The 14,833-nt window shown below is 66.9% G+C and carries 11 protein-coding genes; 5 read left to right on the forward strand and 6 right to left on the reverse strand.

Annotated elements, in window-relative coordinates; all coding sequences use genetic code 11:
- Positions 1-24: 24 nt before the first annotated feature.
- Both DAT37_RS03465 and DAT37_RS03470 read right to left on the reverse strand, forming a co-directional pair.
- Complete coding sequence (locus tag DAT37_RS03465; RefSeq protein WP_269814729.1) at positions 25-888, reverse strand: MaoC family dehydratase; 864 nt, start codon at positions 886-888, stop codon at positions 25-27.
- The gene (locus DAT37_RS03470) at positions 885-2,243 is read right to left on the reverse strand and encodes a 3-oxoacyl-ACP reductase (RefSeq protein ID WP_109523129.1); all 1,359 of its coding nucleotides are present in this window, start codon (positions 2,241-2,243) and stop codon (positions 885-887) included. Before DAT37_RS03470 ends, DAT37_RS03465 begins: the two co-directional genes overlap by 4 nt.
- Before the next feature lie 235 nt (positions 2,244-2,478).
- Between DAT37_RS03470 and DAT37_RS03475 the strand changes: the two genes are divergently transcribed.
- Entirely contained in the window at positions 2,479-3,789 is a 1,311-nt protein-coding gene (locus DAT37_RS03475) for an acetyl-CoA C-acetyltransferase (RefSeq protein ID WP_109523130.1), read from the forward strand.
- A gap of 288 nt (positions 3,790-4,077) precedes the next feature.
- On the opposite strand, the gene gnd is transcribed toward DAT37_RS03475, so the two are convergent.
- Entirely contained in the window at positions 4,078-5,103 is a 1,026-nt protein-coding gene (gene gnd, locus DAT37_RS03480) for a phosphogluconate dehydrogenase (NAD(+)-dependent, decarboxylating) (RefSeq protein WP_109523131.1), read from the reverse strand.
- 504 nt (positions 5,104-5,607) lie between these two features.
- Here gnd and DAT37_RS03485 point away from each other — a divergent pair.
- On the forward strand, positions 5,608-7,353 hold the full coding sequence (locus DAT37_RS03485) for a VanW family protein (protein WP_232839473.1): 1,746 nt from the start codon (positions 5,608-5,610) through the stop codon (positions 7,351-7,353).
- Positions 7,354-8,367: 1,014 nt separating this feature from the next.
- On the forward strand, positions 8,368-8,571 hold the full coding sequence (locus DAT37_RS03490; protein ID WP_109523133.1) for a hypothetical protein: 204 nt from the start codon (positions 8,368-8,370) through the stop codon (positions 8,569-8,571).
- A 170-nt stretch (positions 8,572-8,741) separates the two neighbouring features.
- On the opposite strand, the gene DAT37_RS03495 is transcribed toward DAT37_RS03490, so the two are convergent.
- Positions 8,742-9,827, reverse strand: a complete 1,086-nt coding sequence (locus DAT37_RS03495) for a DUF4185 domain-containing protein (RefSeq protein WP_109523134.1) — start codon at positions 9,825-9,827, stop codon at positions 8,742-8,744.
- A gap of 288 nt (positions 9,828-10,115) precedes the next feature.
- Here DAT37_RS03495 and DAT37_RS03500 point away from each other — a divergent pair, with 288 nt between their 5' ends.
- Positions 10,116-11,234 carry a GGDEF domain-containing protein gene (locus DAT37_RS03500; RefSeq protein ID WP_109523135.1) on the forward strand — a complete coding sequence of 373 codons (1,119 nt, stop codon included), beginning with the start codon at positions 10,116-10,118 and terminating at the stop codon, positions 11,232-11,234.
- Between the two features lie 103 nt (positions 11,235-11,337).
- Here DAT37_RS03500 and DAT37_RS03505 read toward each other — a convergent pair whose 3' ends face one another.
- Positions 11,338-13,173, reverse strand: coding sequence for an acyl-CoA dehydrogenase (locus DAT37_RS03505; RefSeq protein WP_109523136.1), 1,836 nt, complete (start codon positions 13,171-13,173; stop codon positions 11,338-11,340).
- Between the two features lie 296 nt (positions 13,174-13,469).
- Between DAT37_RS03505 and DAT37_RS03510 the strand changes: the two genes are divergently transcribed.
- On the forward strand, positions 13,470-14,063 hold the full coding sequence (locus tag DAT37_RS03510; protein ID WP_109523137.1) for an alpha/beta hydrolase family protein: 594 nt from the start codon (positions 13,470-13,472) through the stop codon (positions 14,061-14,063).
- 81 nt (positions 14,064-14,144) lie between these two features.
- Here the strand turns inward: DAT37_RS03510 and DAT37_RS03515 are convergent, their stop codons facing one another.
- On the reverse strand, positions 14,145-14,825 hold the full coding sequence (locus tag DAT37_RS03515; protein ID WP_109523138.1) for a class I SAM-dependent methyltransferase: 681 nt from the start codon (positions 14,823-14,825) through the stop codon (positions 14,145-14,147).
- Positions 14,826-14,833 lie beyond the last annotated feature (8 nt).

The raw sequence follows: 14,833 nt of genomic DNA on the forward strand, positions 1-14,833 counted from the left end.
CGAGGGCTTCTCGGATGCGGGAGATCAGCGCAGGGTCGCCGTCAGATGCGGGTACCCCTTCTTCGGATGTTTCAGTGCGAGATCCCAGCCGCCCGCGACCTGGTCCGCGTACATGTTCACCGTCGACGGCAGCAGGATCGGCTTCCCGAATTTCACCGTGTAGGTGGACTTCTCGGGGATCCGGCCCTCGATCGAGCCGAGTATCGCGGCGGCCGACCACATTCCGTGCGCGATCGGCTTCGGGAACCCGAAAGCCTTGGCGCCCAACGCCGAGGTGTGGATCGGATTGTGATCACCGGAGGCCGCGGCGTACCGGTTGATCATCTTCTGATCCACCCGCAGCGCGCGCAGCGGTGGCGGTGGCACCTCGTCCGGCTTCGGTTCGGGTTTGGGTCCGCCCGACAGCGAGGTCTTCTGCTGGTGCAGGAACGTGGTCACTTGACGCCACACCTGTTCCCGGCCGACCTTCACCTCGGTGATCGCGTCGACCAGCAGGCCCTTGGGGTGTTCGCGCAGATTCTCGATATGGGTTTCGAAATCCAGCGGTTCGGCCACCGAGATCTCGCGTGCGCGCTCGATCGTGTTCTCCGCGTGCACCGCGCCCACCGCGACGAACGGGAAATCGCGAGCGACAACCAGTTGCATCGCCAGCGGGAAGCTCAGCACGAACGGGTAGGTCAGCGGAAGCGAATCGCCGAAACGCAGCCCGGTGGCCCGGCAGTACGCGGCCAGATGGTCCGGGTCGACCCGGAAACCCTCCAGTCGCACCACGCGATCCGGTAGCGACGCGCGGCGCTGGGACAGCAGCGGCACCGCGCCGAGTGCGGCCTTGACGAAGAGTTTGCTGTTCTTCGGCGGCTCGGTGAGCGAGATCCTCTGCGTCATCATGCCCCGATCAGGCTCTGCCCGCAGACCCGAACGACATTGCCGCTCACCGCGTTCGACGCCGGTCCGGCGAAGTAGGCGATGGTCTCGGCGACGTCGACGGTCTGGCCGCCCTGCAACAGCGAGCTCATCAGCCGACCCGCCTCGCGGGTGGCGAGCGGGATGGCGGCGGTCATCGCGGTCTCGATGAAACCGGGAGCGACGGCGTTGATGGTGATGCCCTTCTCCGCCAGCTTCGGCGCTTCGGCGTCGACCATGCCGATGACGCCCGCCTTGGACGCGCCGTAGTTGGTCTGGCCGCGATTGCCCGCGATACCCGCGATGGAGGACACGTCGATCACGCGCCCGCCTTCCTTGAGCACGCCGCGGGCGACCAGGCCTTCGGTGATGCGGTGCGGCGCGGCCAGATTCACGTTGATGACCGAATTCCAGCGGGCCTCGTCCATATTGGCCAACAGTTTGTCGCGGGTGATGCCCGCGTTGTGCACGATGATGTCGATGCCGCCGAACCGCTCGGTGGCGAAATCGGCCAGTTTCTCGGCGGCGTCGGGGGCGGTGACGTCGAGCGCGAGCGCGGTGCCGCCGACCTTGTTCGCCGTCTGCGACAGCGCCTCGCCCGCGGCCGGGATATCGGCGACGATGACGGTGGCGCCGTCACGGGCGAAAACCTCCGCGATGGTCGCGCCGATACCGCGCGCCGCGCCGGTGACGACGGCGACCTTGCCCGCCAGCGGCTTGTCCCAGTCGGCGGGGGCGGTGGAATCGGCCGAGCCGACCCGGATCACCTGTCCGTCGACGAACGCCGATTTGGCCGAGAGCAGGAAGCGCAGTGTGGATTCCAGGCCGCTGGCGTTCGGCGCGGCCTCCGGCGAGAGGTAGACCAGTTGCGCGGTGGAGCCGCGCAGCAGCTCCTTGCCGAGTGAACGGGTGAAACCCTCGAGCGCGCGCTGGGCGATCTGCTCGTCGACGCTGCCGGTCAGTTCCGGCGTGGTGCCGATGACGAGGACGCGGCCCGACGCGGTCAGGCTGCGCAGAGCGGGCTGGAAGAATTCGAAGAGCTGCGAGAGTTCTTCGATCGAGCCGATTCCGGTGGCGTCGAAGACGAGCGCGCCGTGCTTGGCGCCCTGCTCGAGCGAATCGGCGAAGGTGTAGTCGGACAGGAGCGCGCGCACCGGTTCGGCCACGCGGCCCTTGCCGCCGATCAGTACCGGGCCGGGCAGCGGCGCTTCACCTTTGGCGTAGCGGCGCAGGTTCTCCGGCTTCGGCAAGCCCAGCTTGCTCGCCAGGAACTGGCCGGGGGCGGAGTGTACGAACGATCCGTAGAGGTTGGGAGCACCCTTACTCTTGCTGGCTGCCACTGTTCCTACCTTTTCTGTGTCGTGGTGGTCTCGTGCACTGCATGCCCCAGGCGAACGTGCTGACACGTGCGGGGTACGGTGTCGACAATTAACTTACTCCAGAGTAAGTTTAAAGTAAACCGATACCGCCGCCTGTCGGGTACGCGCGAGGAATTTCCGCGTCCCGCCCCCGGTGACGGTGTGCAGGCAGCTGTTCCCAGTGCATATGCCCACCCCACGAGACCTGGAGACTCGAGTGACAAGCAAAGCCCGTTCGGCCAAGACCCCGCGGCAGCCGCGCCCGATCGCGATCGTGGGCGGTAACCGGATTCCGTTCGCCCGTTCCGACAAGGCCTACGCGCACGCCTCCAACCAGGACATGTTCACCGCCGCGCTGGACGGCCTCGTCAGCCGGTTCAACCTGCAGGGTGAGCGCCTCGGAATGGTCGTCGGCGGCGCGGTGCTCAAGCGGGTGGGCGAGCACAGCCTGATCCGCGAGAGCGTTCTCGGCTCCACGCTGAGCCCCTACACCCCGGCCCACGATCTACAGCTGGCCTGCGGCACCGGCCTGCAGTCCATCGTCACCGTGGGCGACGCCATAGGGGCTGGTCGGATTGATGCCGGAATCGGCGGCGGTACCGACACCACCTCCGACGCGCCGATCGGCGTCAGCGAGGGCATGCGCGAGTGGATGCTCGACGCCAACCGCGCCAAGTCCAACAAGGACCGGCTCAAGCTCGTCGGCCAGTTGCGGCCCGGCATGCTCGGTATCGAGATCCCACGCAACGCCGAACCGCGCACCGGCCTGTCGATGGGCGAGCACGCGGCCATCACCGCCAAGGAATTCGGCATCGCCCGCGAGGCCCAGGACGAACTGGCCTACCTGTCGCACAAGAATATGGCCGCCGCCTACGACCGCGGTTTCTTCGACGACCAGATCACCCCGTTCCTCGGCCTGACCCGCGACGACAACCTGCGTCCCGGATCGACCGTCGAGAAGTTGTCCACGCTCAAGCCGGTCTTCGGCGTCAAGGCGGGCGGCGCGACCATGACCGCGGGCAACTCCACCCCGCTGACCGACGGCGCTTCCGCGGTACTGCTGTCCAGCGACGAATGGGCCGCCGAGCGCAAACTGCCGACCCTGGCCTACCTGGTCGATTCCGAGGTCGCCGCGGTCGACTACATCCACGGCCCCGACGGCCTGCTGATGGCTCCGACCTACGCGGTGCCGCGCATGCTCGCCCGCAACGGCCTGACCCTGCAGGATTTCGACTACTACGAGATCCACGAGGCCTTCGCCTCCGTCGTCCTGGCCACCCTGCAGGCCTGGGAATCCGACCAGTACTGCAAGGAACGCCTCGGCCTCGACGGTGCCCTCGGCGCGATCGACCGCAGTAAACTCAACGTCAACGGCTCCTCCCTGGCCGCGGGCCACCCCTTCGCCGCGACCGGCGGCCGCATCGTCGCCTCCACCGCGAAACTGCTCGCCGAAAAGGGTTCGGGCCGCGCCCTCATCTCCATCTGCGCCGCGGGCGGCCAGGGCGTCGTCGCCATCCTGGAGCGCTGAGACAGGACATGGGCGGCATCCGGTCCTTCCCCGGGATCGGATGCCGCCCATCGCTGGATCCGGTCCGGCCGGATCGGTCGACCGCGGCGGAAGCCTTGGTCGGCGCCGAAGCGGACCGGAGCGGGGCCAGCCGGTGAAAAACGTACTTCAGTCGGGCTTCCGTGGTGACCGGAACGCGCGGTTTGTTCCGATGAACGCGGCGGACAGGTACGGGCGTTCCGACCGGGGTGGGCTGTCGCCCAGCGCGCAGGGGATTCGGTCCGGGGGGCGTTTCGGGTGTGGTCCTTACTATTTCGGCAGTTCGTGGTGTCCGCCGAACGCTGCGCGCATGGCGGAGAGCATCTTGTCCGCGTAGAGCGAATCGCCGCGCGAGGAGAAACGCTGGAACAGCGCGGCCGCGAGGATCGGCGCGGGGACGCCGACGTCGATCGCGGCGTCCAGGGTCCAGCGTCCCTCGCCGGAATCGGAGACCCGTCCGTCGAACGAGTCCAGGTTCGGGTCGGCGTAGAGCGCGCCCGCGGTGAGGTCGAGCAACCACGAGGCCACCACCGAGCCGCGTCGCCACACTTCGGTCACCTCGGGGATGTCGAGGTCGTAGCGGTAGAACTCCGGATGCTCCAGCGGGGTCTCCTCGGCGGAGAACTCCCCGGCGTGCTCCGCCCCGTAATTCGCCTTGTGCAGGATGTTGAGACCTTCGGCATAGGCCGCCATGGCCCCGTACTCGATGCCGTTGTGCACCATCTTGACGAAATGTCCGGCCCCGGCGGGACCGCAGTGCAGATAGCCCTGTTCGGCGGTCGACGGCTCCCCGTCGCGGCCCGGCGTCCGCTCGGCGGTCCCCACGCCCGGCGCGATGGATTTCAACAGCGGATCGAGGTGTTCGACGGGTCCGCTCTCGCCGCCGATCATCAGGCAGAAGCCGCGTTCCAGCCCGAAAACGCCACCCGAGGTCCCGATATCCACGTAGTGGATGCCCTTCGGGGAAAGTCGCTCCGCCCGGTGTATGTCCTCGTGATAGCGGCTGTTGCCGCCGTCGATGACGATATCGCCCGATTCGAGTAGTTCGCCCAGTTGGTCGATCACCGCGCCGGTGGCTCCCGCCGGGATCATCACCCACACCACCCGGGGAGTTTCCAGCCTCCCGACGAAATCGGCCAGATCCGCGGTGCCGTCGAAACTGTCGCCGAGTTCGGAGGTCAACTCGTCGATATTCTCGGTTCTGCGGTCGCAGCCGACGGCCGTATGCCCGTCCCGGACGATCCTGCGCACGATATTGGCGCCCATTCGGCCGAGGCCGACCATTCCCAGCTGCATATCCGACCATCTTCCTGGTGTGTGCCGAGCGGATGTGGCGAGAGTCATGCTCATTGTCTCGCTCCGATCGCCTCGCCGTCGGCCACGGTGTGTAACGCACTGTGCGCTGCGCCGATAAACAGATCGGCTCCGCGTAGTTGCCAGACCCCCGACCCGGCAACTGCGCGGGGCTTCTCCACGTTCCCAGGCTGTTGTTTGCTAGAGATTAGCTGAGGGTTCGTGCCGTGCGGACGACCACGATAGGGCTCTATCGTTGGGGAGACCCGCACGGTGCGGGTTCCTGTTTACCTTCAGCGGGGAGGACGGTTCGTGACGAGCGAGTCGAGCACCGGAAGCCACGACCGAGGCCGACGCGACGGCGGCGAAGTCGGGCTACGCCAGCTCCTCGAATCGCATCGGACGGCGGGTGAGCAGGCCCCGGAGTGGACCTCCGCGCCGACCCAGCCTCTACGTACCCAGCGGCCCGCGCCGCGAAACCATCCCCGCGACGCTCCGCGAGACCCCGTGAGATCCGGCCCTCCCGGCCCGCCGCCGCGGCGGCCGGGTTCCGGCGACAGACCCGCGGCGAGCCCGTGGTGGCAATCGCCGACGACCAAACGGGTCGGTATCGCGATCGGCGCCGTCCTCGGGCTCGCCGTCCTCGGCTATATCGCGGACCTGGTGACGACCTCGGGTGAGGTTCCCCGTGGCGTCGTTGTCGCCGGTGTCGACATCGCGGGCATGGATCCCGCCGCGGCCGACGCCAAACTCCGTGCCGCACTGGGCAACCGGTCCAACGAGGAACTGCCGCTGCGCATCGGTGACGCGGAGTCGAGGATCGTCCCCGCCGCGGCGGGCCTGCAAGTCGACTGGGATACGACCTGGGATCGCATCGGCGGCCAGCCGTACAACCCGTTCACCCGCCTCGGCTCGATGTTCGGCACCCGCAACGTGCCCGTCGCCAGCGCCGTGGACGACGCCGCGTTGACCGCGCAGCTCACGTCGTTGCACGAACACGATCGCGCCACGGTCGAGGGCACCATCCGATTCGAGAACGCCAAACCCGTCGCGATCCCGCCCGTGCCCGGACAGGTGCTCGACACCACCGCGGCACGCACCCTGATCATCGACAAGTGGATCCTCGGCGCCGCGATCGACCTGCCGGAGGTGCCCGCGCCGCTGACGGTGCGCCCCGAGGCCGTCGACCAGGCGCTGCGCGATATCGCCGAACCCGCCGTGCGCGCCGAGGTGAGCTTCGCGGGTAAGGCCGGCGCGGCGAAACTCGATCCGGCGCAGATCGCGAGCGTGATCTCCTTCGCGCCGGACGGACAGGGCGGTCTCGCGCTCAACGTCGACCAGAACGCCGCGACAGGTTTGCTCGCACCGCAGCTGGCGGCCACCGAAGTGGAACCCAAGGACGCGAGTTTCGCGGTGGCAGGCGGTTCGGCCAGGGTGGTGCCCGCCGTGACCGGTGACAAGATCAACTGGGCCAAGACCCTCGAGCAGTTGCCCGCCCTCCTGGTGTCGCGGGAGCGCACCGCGCAGGCCGTCTACGAGAAGGTCGACCCCGCGCTGACCACCGCCGCCGCGGAAGCGCTCGGCATCGTCGAACCCATGGGCGTCTTCACAACCGGCGGCTTCAGCGGCCCGTCCGGCGTCAATATCCGCACCGTCGCGCAGAAGGTCAACGGGGCGGTCATCAAACCGGGAGACACGTTCTCCCTCAACGACTTCACCGGTCCGCGCGGTGTCGCCGAGGGGTATGTCGAATCCGGCATCATCGATCACGGCCGCCCCAGCACCGCCGTCGGCGGCGGTATCAGTCAGTTCGCCACCACCCTCTACAACGCCGCCTATTTCGCGGGTATGGAGGACGCTGGGCACACCGAACACAGCTATTACATCTCGCGCTACCCCGCCGCCCGCGAAGCGACTGTCTTCGACGGCGCCATCGACCTCAAATTCCGCAACAACTCCCAGTCGGGCGTTTTTATCGAGACGACCACGACGGCCTCGGAGATCACCGTCCGCCTGTGGGGGACCAAGACGGTCAACGTCGAATCCGTCACCGGCGACAAATCCAAACCCACGGAGCCGAATACCGTCACCCTGCCGAAGGGTAAGGACTGCATCGCCTCCGAAGGCGCTCCCGGATTCACCATCTCCGACACCCGCATCATCACCGACCGCAAAACCGGTCGCGAGGTTTCCCGCCATACCCGGACGGTGAAGTACGACCCGATTCCGGTGGTGAAGTGCGAGGAGAAGTGAGCTCGAGGCTGTTCTGAGGGAGCGGCGCGCCTTCGGGTCGAAGCGTGACCGCTGGCGCGTCATTCGGCGCGTAGTGCGTCCCTACCCCTTGATCGACGTCTGTTCCAGCCTCTCCCGCAGCCTCGTACCGGGCTGGAGAGCCGCGGCGTGAGATTCGGGTATCCGAGTGCCGTGATCGGCTGCTGGCGAGCCGGTGGCCGCACGGATGCCCGAGGCCGCCGGGGGCGTTGCAACGACGCCACCAGAACGTAGCGACACCACCCCCCGAATCATGCGAAGGACTGGGCAAGAAGTCATACCGGGCCTGGCGACCGTGGTCCCTGGTTCAAGGACCACGAAAAGGTAACGGGCGGTGGCGATCGGTGCCTCCCTCGCAGTCCTGCACACCGACCCGGCTCGGCCGGGGATCCGGCCGCCGCGGAGTTCGCGCGTCGGTCGCGCGAATACTCCGTTCCGAACCCGACATATCTTGTGCGCCGATGAAATGGGCGTGAGCTGCTGTCCGATACTCGCGGTATCGTGAATATATTCCCTCGATTCGGCGCGAATCGGAATGCTTGCGGCCGTGTTACAGATAGTTTCCGGTGAGGTTTGTCTCATATTTGCTACTGAATTGCCAACCTTTGTTTCGGTGACCATAGAATTATGGGCACGGCCACGCCATCTCTTGTCTCTGCGGTAAGAAAAATGAGCCCCGCAACCCGATAGTTCTGGGGTGATGCCCAGAGAATTATGGGCATGTTCGAACGGTGTCGAGTCGTTCGATTTACATGAAATCCCTGGTAGTGCGGGTGAATACCGTGCTTGCGCGGGAACGACGACGCGCGGTCGCATTCCTGAATCCTCGACCTCGCCGACCGCATTCCGAAATATTCGTTAATCATCGGCAATATGGATACGGGGGCGGCGGGTGCGGAAACTCTCTGAGGTCGCCGACATCGTGATAGGACTGGATCCGGCCATCAGCCGATCCGCTGATGGCGTCAGAATTACTCGACAGGAATGAATCAAGCAATGAAGAAGCTTTCGATGTTCGTGCTCACCGGTGCCGCGGCTGCGGGAATCGTGCTGTCCGGCGCGGGTATGGCCGCCGCCGACGAGGGAACGACCCCGCCGCCCGCCGCGGGCACCGGCTCCTCGGAGCAGCTGGCCAAGATTCTGCAGGGCCTCTCGTCGGGTTCGTCGAAGCCGGGTCAGACCCCCGCCCCGACCGAGTAACAACGATGCGCCCCACCGCGGCAGGCGCCGTCGCGGTGGGGTCATCGGTTTCGCATTCGAATCATCGAAGAAGTTCCGCTCGCCGGCACAGTTGTCGTCGGCACCGCGCTGACATCGTGACGAAATGGAAACGGCCCGGAGCGATCCGGGCCGTTTCGTCGTATCCGGTACTACCCCAACGGCGTTCGCATGAGGATGACGTTGTACTGGGTGTGCACGGTGAGTAGGAAGTACAGGTCGCGCCCGGTCTGATACGGGAAGATCATCGGGGCGTAGGCGGTAGGCAGTGACGGCGCGTCGATGAGAACGCGCGGCGGGCCCCACGGGCCTTCGGGCGCGGACGCGGTGCGCATGACCACCGAATTCGCGGGATCGGTTGTCAGCATGACGTATTGGCCGAGGTATTCGTTCCACATCACCGACAGTTCGGCGACATCACCGACGATGGGCGCGGCGACCTTGACGTCCGGTTTCCATTCCTTGCCGTCCCAATACTCGTAGGTGTCGAGATTGGCGATATCGGCTTCCTTCGTGCGGGAGACGAATCCGGGATTCGCGCGCCCGGCGGGTGTGCCGTACCGGTAGATGTAGCCGCCGGACTTCAGGAACGCGCTCTGCTGGAAACTCTGCCAGCCGTCGACGTTCGCGCGACGGGTGTTGGGCAATTGCGCCCACGTCTGGCCGCCGTCACCGGAGACGGCCAGGGTGGAGAAGTTGGTGATCCATTTGCCGTGATCACCCCAGCCCTGCACCGACATCATGCTCATGTACTGCACGCCGCCGACCGAGATACCCGCGGTGGGAATGAAACTGATCTCGATGCCGGGAATCTTGGGGCTCGGCAGCGGATTCGTCACGGCGCTGTCGAAGTAGATGCCGTTCGACGGATCCTTGGTGCTACTGCGGAACAGCACATTCGACGACCAGGCCCACACACTGCCCGCGAGCAGATTCGGGACGCCGAGTCCGGCGCTGTCGCCGAAGGCGGTGAGCATATTGCCGCGGCCGTCGTCCCACATGATGCCGAGGTCGGTGCCGAGCATATTGACGTTCTGGGTCCGGTTCGGACTGTCCATCCCGGTGACCTGGAAGACCGCCTGGGTCGGCCCGGGCAGCTGCGGTAGTCCGCGCCAGCCGTTCAGACCGGGAATCGGGTTCACGTTGTTCGGGTCGGCGGCGGCGGGGCCCGCGACCCCGACAACGAGTACCACGCCGATGGCACAGGCCCTGGCGAGTGCCGACAGCGATCGTTTCATTCGGACGAATCCCTCCTGTGGCGCGGTTGCCCGCAATATTGTGCCCGTTGATCGTCGATCGGTGTGGTGTACGGCACTGTGGGGCGGGACACGTTCACCGGATCGAGTCCTTCGAGGAATCAGCAAGATCGTTCCTGGGTACTGCCTATAGTGGGCTGGAGCACAGAAGCGCGCGTCGGGCACGGGTCCGCCGGTCCTGGACTGCTCCGATGACCAGGTGAGATCCGGCACCCGTGATCTCATGCTCGGCGACGATCGGCGCGCACGGTGACGATCACGGGTGAGCGGATGGATGACGACAAGACACTACGTGCCTGGTGGCACGATCCGGTCGACTACTACTGGCTGATCCGCACCCTCTCGGCGCGTTCGGCGCTGCTCCCGCTGAAGTGGGCGATCGGTTTACCGGGGATCAGCCTGGTCGTCTTGTCCGTGGTGATCGCCGGTACCCCGTTCGGCCCCACCGGCGATCCGAGTCCGGCGACCGTCGTCGGCGTGGTCAGCGGGGCTTTGTGGACCCTGCGATGGGTGTTGTTCCCCTGGCCGGGCAAAACCGAGTCGCTACTGCTGATGGCCTTCGTCGATGTGCTGTTCACGGTCGAGTTCTTGCAGGTGACGGACCGTTTGTTCGGGGCGATGGGCGCGATTCTGTTCGTGGTGTCCGGTAGCTATCTGGCCTTCTTCCACAGCGCCAAGGTGTTGGCGGTGCACGCGGTGTGGGCGTTGTTCTCGGTGATCCTGCTGTCGACGCTGGTCGCGACCGACGGCGGCGACGTCCGATTGGCCGTGGCGACGGCCCTGCTCATGGTGGGCGCGGTCGCGGGCGCGCTGCCCGCGCTCCAGTTCATGTACTGGATTCTGCGCACCGAATCGCTGTCGGATCCGCTGACCGAACTGCTCAACAGGCGCGGCCTGGAGAATCGGCTGCCGCGTTTGATCGACGGGCACAGTTCGGTCTGCGTCATGACCTTCGATCTCGACCGGTTCAAGAGCGTCAACGACAACTTCGGGCACCGGGTCGGCGATACCGTCCTGATCCGGACGGCCAAGCGGTTGTACGCCGCCGCGGAAGCGGGTTCGGTGGTGGCGCGCACCGGCGGCGAGGAATTCGTCGTCGCCGCGCCGATCGCGACGGCCGATGTCAGGGCCGAGGCGGAGCGACTACGTCGCGCCGTCGCCGCGACCGCCGAATCGGAGGTCGAGGTGACGGCGAGCGTCGGCGTCGCGGTATTCGACGCGGGCGCCCACGCGGACAGTCCACGGCCCGCGCCGGAGATGCTGCTGCACCGCGCGGACGCCGCGATGTACCGGGCCAAGGAATCCGGGGGGAATCTGGTCGTGATCGACGAATTGACGCCGCCGCTCGGTGACGAGTACCTGCCGCCGCTGTTCCCCGACGCGCGCTAGAAGTCGGTCGACCCCGCGCAGGCACCCACACAGCCCGCACCCACATGTGAAAAGACCCGGAGGCAGCTGCCTCCGGGCCGTTTCGTTCGTACTCAGCGATTCATCAGAACGCGGCTTCGTCGAGCTCCATGATGTCGTTGTCCAGGTTCGACAGGATGGCGCGGGTCGCGGTCAGCTCCGGCAGGATGTTGCGGGCGAAGAACTGCGCCACGCCGACCTTGCCGGTGTAGAACGCCACGTCCGAACCGGTCGCGCCGTTGTCGAGCGCCTTGATCGCGACGTCGGCCTGACGCAGCAGCTGCCAGCCGATGAACAGGTCACCGACGGCCATCAGGAAGCGCACCGAACCGAGTCCGACCTTGTACAGCTCGGACTGATCCTGCTGGGCGCCCATCAGGTGCCCGGTCAGGGTCGCGGTCATGGCCTGGACATCCTCGAGCGCGGTCGCGAGCAGTTTGCGCTCGGCCTTGAGGCGGCCGTTGCCCGCCTCGGACTCGATGAACTTCTGGATCTGCCCGGCCACGTGGGCCAGGGCCACACCGCGGTCGCGACCGATCTTGCGGAAGAAGAAGTCCTGGGCCTGGATGGCGGTGGTGCCCTCGTAGAGGGAGTCGATCTTGGCGTCGCGGATGTACTGCTCGATCGGGTAGTCCTGCAGGAAGCCCGAGCCGCCGAAGGTCTGCAACGATTCGGTCAGGTACTGGTAGGCCCGCTCGGAACCGACACCCTTGACGATCGGCAGCAGCAGATCGTTGACGCGGAAGGCGACATCCTCGTCGGCGCCGGATACCAGCTGCGCCACGTCGGCGTCCTGGTGGGCGGCGGTGTAGAGGTAGATGGCGCGCAGGCCCTCGGCGTAGGCCTTCTGGGTGGCCAGCGAACGACGCACGTCCGGGTGGTGGGTGATGGTGACGCGCGGCGCGGTCTTGTCGGTCATCTGGGTCAGGTCGGCGCCCTGCACGCGGAGCTTGGCGTACTCCAGCGCGTTCAGGTAACCGGTCGACAGAGTCGCGATGGCCTTGGTGCCGACCATCATGCGCGCGTTCTCGATGACGTCGAACATCTGCGCGATGCCGTTGTGCACCTCGCCGACCAGCCAGCCCTTGGCGGGCACGCCGTGGCCGCCGAAGGTGACCTCACAGGTGGCCGAGACCTTGATGCCCATCTTGTGCTCGACATTGGTGACGAAGACGCCGTTGCGGTCGCCCTTGGTGTTGGTCTCGAAGTCGTAGTGCCACTTCGGTACGTAGAACAGCGACAGGCCCTTGGTGCCCGGTCCCGCGCCCTCGGGGCGAGCCAGCACCAGGTGCATGATGTTCTCGAACAGGTCGTCGGAATCGCCCGAGGTGATGAAGCGCTTGACGCCCTCGATATGCCAGGAGCCGTCTTCCTGCTTGATCGCCTTGGTGCGGCCCGCGCCGACGTCGGAGCCGGCGTCCGGCTCGGTCAGCACCATGGTGGCGCCCCAGTTTCGGTCGGCGATGACCTCGGCCCACTTCTTCTGCTCGTCGGTGCCGTTGTTGTAGAAGACCTGGGCGAAGCCCGCGCCCGCCGCGTACATCTGGGCGGGCGGGTTGGCGCCGAGGATCATCTCGCCGAGCGCCCAGCCGATGACGCTGGGGGCGCCGAGGCCGCCGAGCTCCTCGCGGACGGGAACCTTGGACCAGCCGCCGTCCTCGAGGGCGCGGTAGGACTTCTTGAAGGATTCCGGCAGAGTGACCGTGTGGGTCTCGGGGTCGAAGGTCGGCGGGTTGCGGTCGCCGTCGGCGAACGAGTCGGCCAGCGGGCCCTCGGCCAGCCGCCGGACCTCGCTGAGCATCTCCTTCACCGTGTCGGTGTCCAGGTCGCCGTAGGCGCCCGCGTCCAGCAGCGATCCCAGGCCCAGAACCTCGAAGAGGTTGAACTCGAGGTCGCGGACGTTGCTCTTGTAGTGACCCATTTCGGTACTCACTCTCCGTTGAGTTGGTGCGGTCGGTTGTCTGCCGTTCCCGCCCGTTCTTCGCTCCACCGGGTAGCCGGTTTTCCGCATGCTACTCGCGGGTAACTTACCGATCATATTACCGGCCGGTAATCGACTCGGCAAAGGCTGGAGCGGGGAATGTGACGTGGAAAACACCGCCACGCCGTTGCCGCGCCGAGTCTCACCTAGTAGGCCGAAGCCGTGTGAGCGCCCGGTGAGGCCCCGACACCGGGATTGTGGCCGGTCACAAGACCCCGTTGGCGATACGGTGACGTATGCAGATCGAGACGAGTGCCGGGCCCGCCGAGATCGAACTCGTCAAGCCCCGTGGCGCGCGCTTCCTGTTATTGCTGACCCACGGATCCGGCGGCGGGGTCGACGCCGCGGACCTGCGCGCGGTCCGCGATACCGCGCTGGAACTGGGCGGCGCCGTGGCGCTCGTCGTGCAGCCCTACCGGGTGGCGGGCCGTCGCGCGCCCGGCTCCGCGATCGTGCAGGACGCGGCCTGGCTGGAGATCGTCGCCGCCCTGCGGAAGAAGGTGCGCAAACCGCTGATCCAGGGCGGTCGCAGCAACGGCGCGCGTGTCGCCTGCCGCACCGCCGTCGCCGCGAAGGCGCGCGGTGTGCTCGCGCTGTCGTTCCCGCTGCATCCACCGGGTAAGCCGGAGAAGACCCGGCGCGAGGAATTGCTCGCGGTCGGCGGTATCGAAGTCGTCGTGGTGAACGGGGCAAACGACCCCTTCGGCGTACCCGATCCCGCCGACGCCGCCGAAGTTCGCGTCGTACCCGGTCAGCCGCATTCCTTCCGAAGCGGATTCGATGTCATCACCGCGACGGTGCGCCCGTGGTTGGAGCGCTGGTCGCAGTAGCCCGCGCTCGATCATGGAGCGGTCGCGCGGTGTTCGGCCCGGTCGTGGTGTTCGACTGTCCCGCTGGAATGGGCCGCCGCCCTATTCGATCGACGCGGCGGGTGTCTGGGGACGGGTGGCGATCACCAGGGCGTCGATCGCGTCGCGGTGTTCGGTGGGTCGGTGGATCCGCTCGGCGACGCGGATGTCGAGGTGGGCCGGGACGAGGTCGGTGACGACGTCGTCGGGGGTGAAGTGGATGGCGGGGTCCCGCGGGCCGCCGTAGCCCTCGGTGAGGTTGAGGGTGTCGTGGCCGAGGACCAGGAGGGTGCCGCCGAGGGAGAGGCGGTCGGCCGCCGCGCGCAACACGGTGCGGCGCTGGTCGGCGGGCAGGTGCAGGAACACCATCAGGATCAGTTCGAAGGGACCGCTGATCTCGGCAGCGTTCAGGTCGGTGACGTCGGCACACTGCCAGATGATGCGGCCGCGCACCGAACGCGACAGCCGGGTCGCGACGGTCCTGCCCTTGTCGACCCCGACCTGGGAGTAGTCGACCGCGTGCACCTGCCAGCCGTGGGTCGCCAGCCAGAGGGAGTTGCGCCCTTCGCCGCACGCGAGATCCAGGGCGCGCGGCAACTCGGGGGGAGTGCCGCCGGGGGTGTCGGGCAGCAGCGGGGTCGCGCGTTCCAGTCCGTACACGTGCTCGACCACCGTGGCGTTCGCGGGCGCACCCCACACCAAATCGCCCTGCGCGTACCTGGCGTCCCAATCAGCGGCCTCCATGCTCGGAA

The organism is Nocardia aurea (assembly GCF_003123685.1).
GTDB lineage: Bacteria > Actinomycetota > Actinomycetes > Mycobacteriales > Mycobacteriaceae > Nocardia > Nocardia aurea.